Source organism: Paenibacillus sp. GYB006 (assembly GCF_036577645.1).
Classification (GTDB): Bacteria; Bacillota; Bacilli; order Paenibacillales; family Paenibacillaceae; genus Paenibacillus.
The window spans coordinates 56,405-63,271 of the sequence record NZ_JARBDA010000016.1; the positions used below are offsets into that span (position 1 = coordinate 56,405).

A 6,867-nucleotide genomic window follows, 5' to 3' on the forward strand; every position below is an offset into this window, starting at 1 on the left:
AATAAAGGATTTATTAAAAGTTTAACATTGAATGCATTTTAACGTAAAGCTTAATCACAAACTTTACAACACAGGGAATCATTCTTTTCATTAAAAATAAAAAATGCCCCCTATAAAATTAGGGGGCATAACCATCAATAATTAAGAATTAGTTGGCACATTGCTTTTTTTCGTAACAGCGAGCGCACCATCTTTTTCATCAATGAGAAGGACATCTCCTTTTGTAATTGAACCTGTTAGGAGTTCTTCAGAGAGACGATCTTCAATGTGCTTTTGAATTGCCCGGCGAAGCGGTCTAGCACCGTAGGCTGGATCAAATCCTTCTTTTGCTAAGAAGGATTTTGCCTTATCCGTAAGTTCGAAATCAACATCATATTCACGCAGACGTTTACGAAGTTCCTCAGACATAAGAGTAACAATTTCTCCAATATGTTTCTCTTCGAGAGAATGGAAGACAATAACTTCGTCAATCCGGTTTAGGAATTCAGGACGGAAGCTCTTCTTGAGCTCTTCCATCACTTTTCCTTTCATGTTAGTATACTCCGCACCTGCATCTGCAACTGCAGTAAATCCTAGCGTAGAATTACGTCTGATTGCATCTGCACCCACATTAGAAGTCAGGATAATGAGGGTATTACGGAAATCTACAACGCGACCTTTTGAGTCAGTCAAACGTCCATCTTCAAGCACTTGAAGCAAGATATTGAATACTTCTGGGTGAGCTTTTTCGATCTCATCCAAAAGAACAACAGAATACGGTTTACGACGAACTTTTTCAGTCAGCTGACCGCCTTCTTCGTATCCTACATATCCTGGAGGCGCTCCTACCAATCGAGAAGTAGCGTGTTTCTCCATGTATTCGGACATGTCGATCCGGATTACCGCGTTTTCATCGCCAAACATCGCTTCGGCAAGCGCACGAGCAAGTTCTGTTTTACCTACCCCTGTAGGTCCGAGGAAGATAAATGAACCCATAGGACGTTTTGGATCTTTTAGGCCTGCACGTGCCCGGCGAATCGCACGACTGACAGCTACAACCGCTTCGTCTTGGCCGATTACACGTTGATGAAGAATAGACTCCATATTTAACAAACGATCTGTTTCTTCTTGTTTCAGCTTGCTAACAGGGATTCCTGTCCAGCTTGCTACCACTTGAGCGATATCTTCTGGAGTTACTTCTGAATCCGTACGACCTTGTTTTTCTTTCCACTGATTTTTAGTTATATCCAGTTCTTCACGAATTTTCTGCTCTGTATCACGCAGCGCTGCTGCTTTCTCGAATTCTTGACTTTGAACCGCCGAATCTTTCTCTTTACGGATATCATCAAGACGATTTTCCAGCTGTTTGAGATTAGGCGGTACGGTATAAGAATTCAATCTTACTTTAGAACCCGCTTCATCAATAAGGTCAATCGCTTTATCTGGAAGGAATCGATCTGTAATATAACGGTCAGACAGTTTTACTGCTTGTTCAATTGCCTCATCCGTAATTTTTACACGGTGATGGGCTTCATAACGATCTCTGAGTCCATGCAAGATTTGAATGGCTTCATCAACCGATGGCTGATCAACAGTAATTGGCTGGAAACGACGTTCAAGAGCAGCATCTTTTTCAATATATTTACGATACTCATCAAGCGTAGTAGCACCAATACACTGTAGTTCTCCACGAGCAAGGGCAGGTTTTAAAATGTTAGAAGCATCGATTGCTCCTTCTGCTCCGCCTGCACCAATCAGAGTGTGCAGCTCATCAATAAAGAGAATGATATTTCCTGCTTGACGAATCTCATCCATAATTTTTTTGAGTCGATCCTCAAACTCACCACGATACTTCGTTCCAGCAACTACAGAACCCATATCTAGTGTCATAACACGTTTATCACGAAGCGTTTCAGGTATTTCATTCGCAATAATCTTCTGAGCAAGGCCTTCTGCAATCGCTGTTTTACCAACCCCTGGTTCACCAATCAGAACTGGGTTGTTTTTTGTGCGTCGACTAAGCACTTGAATAACACGCTCAATCTCTTTACTACGGCCGATCACCGGATCAAGATTGCTCTCTCTCGCAGTAGCTGTTAGATCTCTTGCCAGACTATCCAGTGTAGGAGTGCTTACATTAGCTTGTGTTCCGTTATGACTGGATACTGCTTCACTGCTGCCTAGCAGTTGCAAGACTTGTTGACGAGCCTTATTAAGGCTAATACCCAGGTTGTTCAGCACACGTGCTGCTACACCTTCACCTTCACGAATCAAACCAAGCAAAATATGTTCGGTTCCGACATAAGTATGACCCAGCTTACGAGCCTCATCCATGGAAAGCTCAATTACTTTTTTCGCACGCGGCGTATATGCAATATTGGTAGGTTGCTCTTGGCCACGGCCAATGAGTGTTTCTACCTCATCCTGTATTTTTTCAAGACCAAGGCCAAGGCCGATGAGAGCTTTTGCAGCAATACCTTCACCTTCACGAATCAGGCCGAGCAAAATATGTTCGGTACCGATGTTATTATGACCTAAACGAACTGCTTCTTCCTGAGCTAAAGCGAGAACTTTTTGAGCTCGTTCCGTAAATCTTCCAAACATCATATTCCTTGCACCTCCATAAGTTTAAAAAATAATTCCTTTATCTATATATCTAGGCTATTCTAATGATTGCCCAGCCGACACAATGTCGGTAAATCCCATAACTCTCGTTCTTGTGAGACAAGAATGTAAGGTGTGGGTTATTACTTCATATAAGAACATAGTTCATAATGAGCTATAAGAACATAGTAGTTCATAATGAGCTTACACTATGCCATACATACCATGCCTACTGATTTTCTCTTTGGAAAGATTCCCTTATTAACTGTGCCCGGTACATATCTCTTTCTCCTGATTCGAGCGTTCTCCCGAATTTCTTTTGAAGAAAACCTGGCTGGATCAGGACATTGAGTTCATTCATTTCAACAATTGATTTTTCCCTAATTAGATCCAAATCAATACCGAGCCGAACATCAGATATACGCTGAGCTGCTTCCTTCGAGTCCATCAGATAAGCATGAGATAAAATACCATATGATCTCATTACTCGATCCGCAATACGAAGTTTAGAATCGGTCATGAGTCTTTCTCTAGCGTTACGCTCGTGACCAATAATCTGCAGAACAACACTATATAAATTATCGATAATCTCAGCTTCAGTTTGTCCTAATGTAATTTGATTCGATATTTGAAACAGATTTCCTGTCGCTTCACTGCCCTCACCGTAAATTCCTCTTACAGCAAGACCTACTTGGGATACAGCAGTGAGTACCCTGCCTATCTGTTTTGTCATCACAAGAGCCGGTAAATGCATCATTACGGAAGCCCGAACTCCAGTCCCTACATTGGTTGGACAGCTGGTTAGATATCCTCTGCGATCATCGAAGGAATAATCGATATGGGCTTCAAAAACATCATCTATAGCTGAAGCACGTTTCCACGCTTCTTGAACCTGAAAACCAGGGTATAAACATTGAATGCGCAAATGATCCTCTTCATTCACCATAATACTAATGGATTCATCTTCACTAAGAATAACCGCACCATTTCTTGATTCATTTGCCAAGTTCGGACTAATGAGATGTTTTTCGACTAGTATTTCTTGGTCAAGATCAGATAGTTCATTCAGATTTAGGACATGGAAACTGCCAAACTGATGAATATCATCAAATTGAAGGACTTCCGTTACCTTATCGAGTACCGCTCTCGATTGCTGGTCGGTTGCCAACATAGGAAATGGAAAACTCTGCACGTTCCGTGCCACTCTTACCCGGCTGCTAATGACAATTTCTGAATCAGCTGCGCTACTACGCATCCATTCACTAAGTGGTTTATCGGTAAACCGGATATCTGACATAGTGCATACCTCCTGCTCTTTACCAAACTTTACTCTTCTGCAATTTCTCTTTCCAGTTCACGAATCTGGTCACGTAATTCAGCAGCAGACTCGAATTCCTGTAGATTAATTTGTTCTTGAAGTTCTTTTTTGAGTTCATCCACTCTTCTTCTTAAATGAATCTTTCCTCCTGCTCGTACAGGAACTTTCCCCACATGAGTTGTATTTCCATGTACGCGCTTTAAGAGGGGATCTAAACGATTAGAAAAGTACTTATAACATGAACTGCAACCAAATCGATTGAGCTTGCTGAACTGCTGTATCGTCATCCCGCATTCCTTACACTGAAGTGTTTCGGGAGCAGGCGCACCAGCCGTTTTGTATTTCCCAGATTCAAAATCCATAAGGCCTGAAAGGAGTCCATGGATTGAGAACCCATTAGAGATACCGGATAGATGATCTCCTTTTTCTCGTGCGCAGCTTTCACAAATATGGAATTCCGTCTTCTCGCCATTCACAATCTTCGTAAAATGAAGAGTAGCCGGACGTTCATTGCATTCTTGACAAAGCATACCGCATACCTCCTTTATTCGTTCCTAACGGATAAAAACAAGGGCATTCCTACCTACTTACCGAGGAGCGAAATTAACATTGCCTTTAACATCCGAGCACGGATTTGATCACGATAGGGAAGCTTTATAAATAATACTTCTCTGGACATCGCAGCTTTGATTAAAGCAGCCTCCCGGCTGTTAAGAAATTTAGCTTCTTCCAACTGGTAGATAAGACCTTCTGCAGAAGCCTGATTGATTTCATCCCCAATATGCTGATGGAAATGCCCTCCGAGCACAGAGTGTGCAGGGAGTTCTACTCGCTGTATCCGTATATATCCACCACCACCGCGCTTACTCTCTACAAGGTAACCTTTTTCAAGAGTAAAACGAGTACTAATTACATAATTAATCTGGGATGGCACACAGGAGAATTTATCTGCTAGATCATTTCTCTGAATTTCAATCATTCCATCAGAGCTATCCTGCAAAATATTTTTCAGATATTGTTCGATAATATCAGAAATATTACGCATCCTCATCCCCCACTGTATAAAACCGGTAAGCTAATCAATTGCATTCATTCCAATTCATCAGGAAGAGGCAGCTCCAATAAATTACCCATCTTACTTAGCCTGCGAACCTCTTTGGCTTAAATGAATGCTCTCTTTTATATACAACCACTTAAAATCTCTAATGGAATCTTCTATGCGTCATATATAAATGAGCCTAAATTAACTTACTACATAATAATATTGTATAACCAACAATTTAAATCTGATCTTAGTTGACTTTGACTTTCTTTGACTTTGTATCCATTATAACATACTGTACAGAAATCTCAAGTAAGATCCCCTTCTCATTTTTCACTTATTTCCTTAAATTATTCGCTCTAACAAAAAACTCTTCTGACAGAAGGCAGAAGAGCAGTTCTTATATTTATTAGAAAAAGTCCATTAATAAGGTTTGTGCTTTCGGAATAAGGTTTTCAAGTTCTTTTGCTTTTTGCGGTTTCCCTCTTAACTTCTGTATATGAAACAATTGCTCCGGACGCTTATATCCCAGAAAAAGAGCAGTCCAAACTTGAATATCTGCTATTAAATCTGGTTGAATCTCTTCTTTATCTCCCCTTACCTTTATAACCTTCGCTTGTCCTTGTTCATGAATGGATATTTTCCACAACCCTGCATTCCATGGAGCCGCTGTATCTTCAATCTGTATCGTTAATTCTGATTTATTTCCAGCCTCAAACGTATACTGTTGCAGAAAAGACTCTACATCCACAATTCGTCCCATAAAATACGGAATCGTTTCTTGGGTTACCCGCGGATCGGGAAGCATATACGGTAGATTATCATCAGCTGGAACCATGGTTAACTTCACTTGTTCAATACGAGAATCATGATTCGAGAAGAAAGTCCAAAGTGCTCCCCGTGCTTCTTCATTCAAATAAACAAATTCATTACATACGAGCGTTTTATCTTTTAGTTCATATAATACATAGCCTTCTGGCTCTCCATCATGAGAATAATAGACAGCACTATGTTTCGTGTTATCTAAGACCGAATACTTCCACCATTCCTCATCTCGAACAAGTGTGCCATGATAGCTGCTTGCAAAAGACTGATACAATTTATTTAGCGTAGAGATATCCTTAATATCCCTTACTACCTTACCCGGGTACTCTATTTTAGGAGGAAACTGTTTTGAGGAAATAAGGTAATTTTTATATTCTGCATATAGCTCCCAACCATACTTACGATAGAATGGAATCGAAAATGGATGCAGAAATGATAGAATTTGCCCTTCCTCTTTCATTACATTGAGCGCTTGACTAAGTAGTTTAGATACATGCCCTTTACGGCGATTCTCTGGCCAGGTTGCCACACCTGCAATTCCGCCCATAGGCATTACTTTTCCTTGCAAGTATACTTCAAAAGGTAGAATAGTTAGCTTAGCTTGCAGTTTTTCCTCTTCAAAAACACCCCAAAATTGTTCAGGCTTAAACCTCTCTTTTCTTTCTTCTTTTTGTTCCGGTGTTAATGTATATTGAAAGGCATATTCTGATAAGCTAATACTTTGCTCGTATTCCTCTGCATTTAATTGTCTGATTTCCATTCGCTCACCTCTTTTAATGGATGTATACCTCATATTTCCTTTTATATGTATCTTAGTCTGAGTGTCTCAGAGCGCCTTATAAAAGTCAATCACGATCCCATGGGTTAAAGCACAGAATATATTAAAAGGTTATATTAGAATCTATGCATTTCATGAATAAAATAAGTCCAGACAACAAAAAAGACACTACCTAATGGCAGTGTCTTTATCTATGCTTGGCGACGTCCTACTCTCCCAGGACCCTGCGGTCCAAGTACCATCGGCGCTGGAGGGCTTAACGGTCGTGTTCGGGATGGGTACGTGTGGAACCCCTCCGCTATCGCCACCAAACAGGATTTT

At 40.7% G+C, this 6,867-nt stretch carries 5 protein-coding genes and 1 rRNA gene; all 6 read right to left on the reverse strand.

Annotated features, from left to right (window positions below):
- Positions 1–141: 141 nt before the first annotated feature.
- The 6 genes from clpC to rrf all read right to left on the reverse strand — a co-directional run bounded on the left by clpC (position 142) and on the right by rrf (position 6,858).
- Complete coding sequence (clpC, locus tag PV403_RS21500; RefSeq protein ID WP_213535615.1) at positions 142–2,586, reverse strand: ATP-dependent protease ATP-binding subunit ClpC; 2,445 nt, start codon at positions 2,584–2,586, stop codon at positions 142–144.
- A 226-nt stretch (positions 2,587–2,812) separates the two neighbouring features.
- Positions 2,813–3,880, reverse strand: coding sequence for a protein arginine kinase (locus PV403_RS21505; protein ID WP_332085930.1), 1,068 nt, complete (start codon positions 3,878–3,880; stop codon positions 2,813–2,815).
- A gap of 29 nt (positions 3,881–3,909) precedes the next feature.
- The gene (locus tag PV403_RS21510; RefSeq protein WP_191804464.1) at positions 3,910–4,431 is read right to left on the reverse strand and encodes a UvrB/UvrC motif-containing protein; all 522 of its coding nucleotides are present in this window, start codon (positions 4,429–4,431) and stop codon (positions 3,910–3,912) included.
- Positions 4,432–4,484: 53 nt separating this feature from the next.
- Complete coding sequence (locus tag PV403_RS21515; RefSeq protein WP_160036576.1) at positions 4,485–4,946, reverse strand: CtsR family transcriptional regulator; 462 nt, start codon at positions 4,944–4,946, stop codon at positions 4,485–4,487.
- A gap of 406 nt (positions 4,947–5,352) precedes the next feature.
- A complete protein-coding gene (locus PV403_RS21520; RefSeq protein ID WP_332085931.1) occupies positions 5,353–6,528 on the reverse strand; it encodes a GNAT family N-acetyltransferase in 1,176 nt (391 codons plus the stop codon).
- 213 nt (positions 6,529–6,741) lie between these two features.
- Positions 6,742–6,858: ribosomal RNA gene (gene rrf, locus PV403_RS21525) — 5S ribosomal RNA — on the reverse strand.
- Between the last annotated feature and the right edge of the window lie 9 nt (positions 6,859–6,867).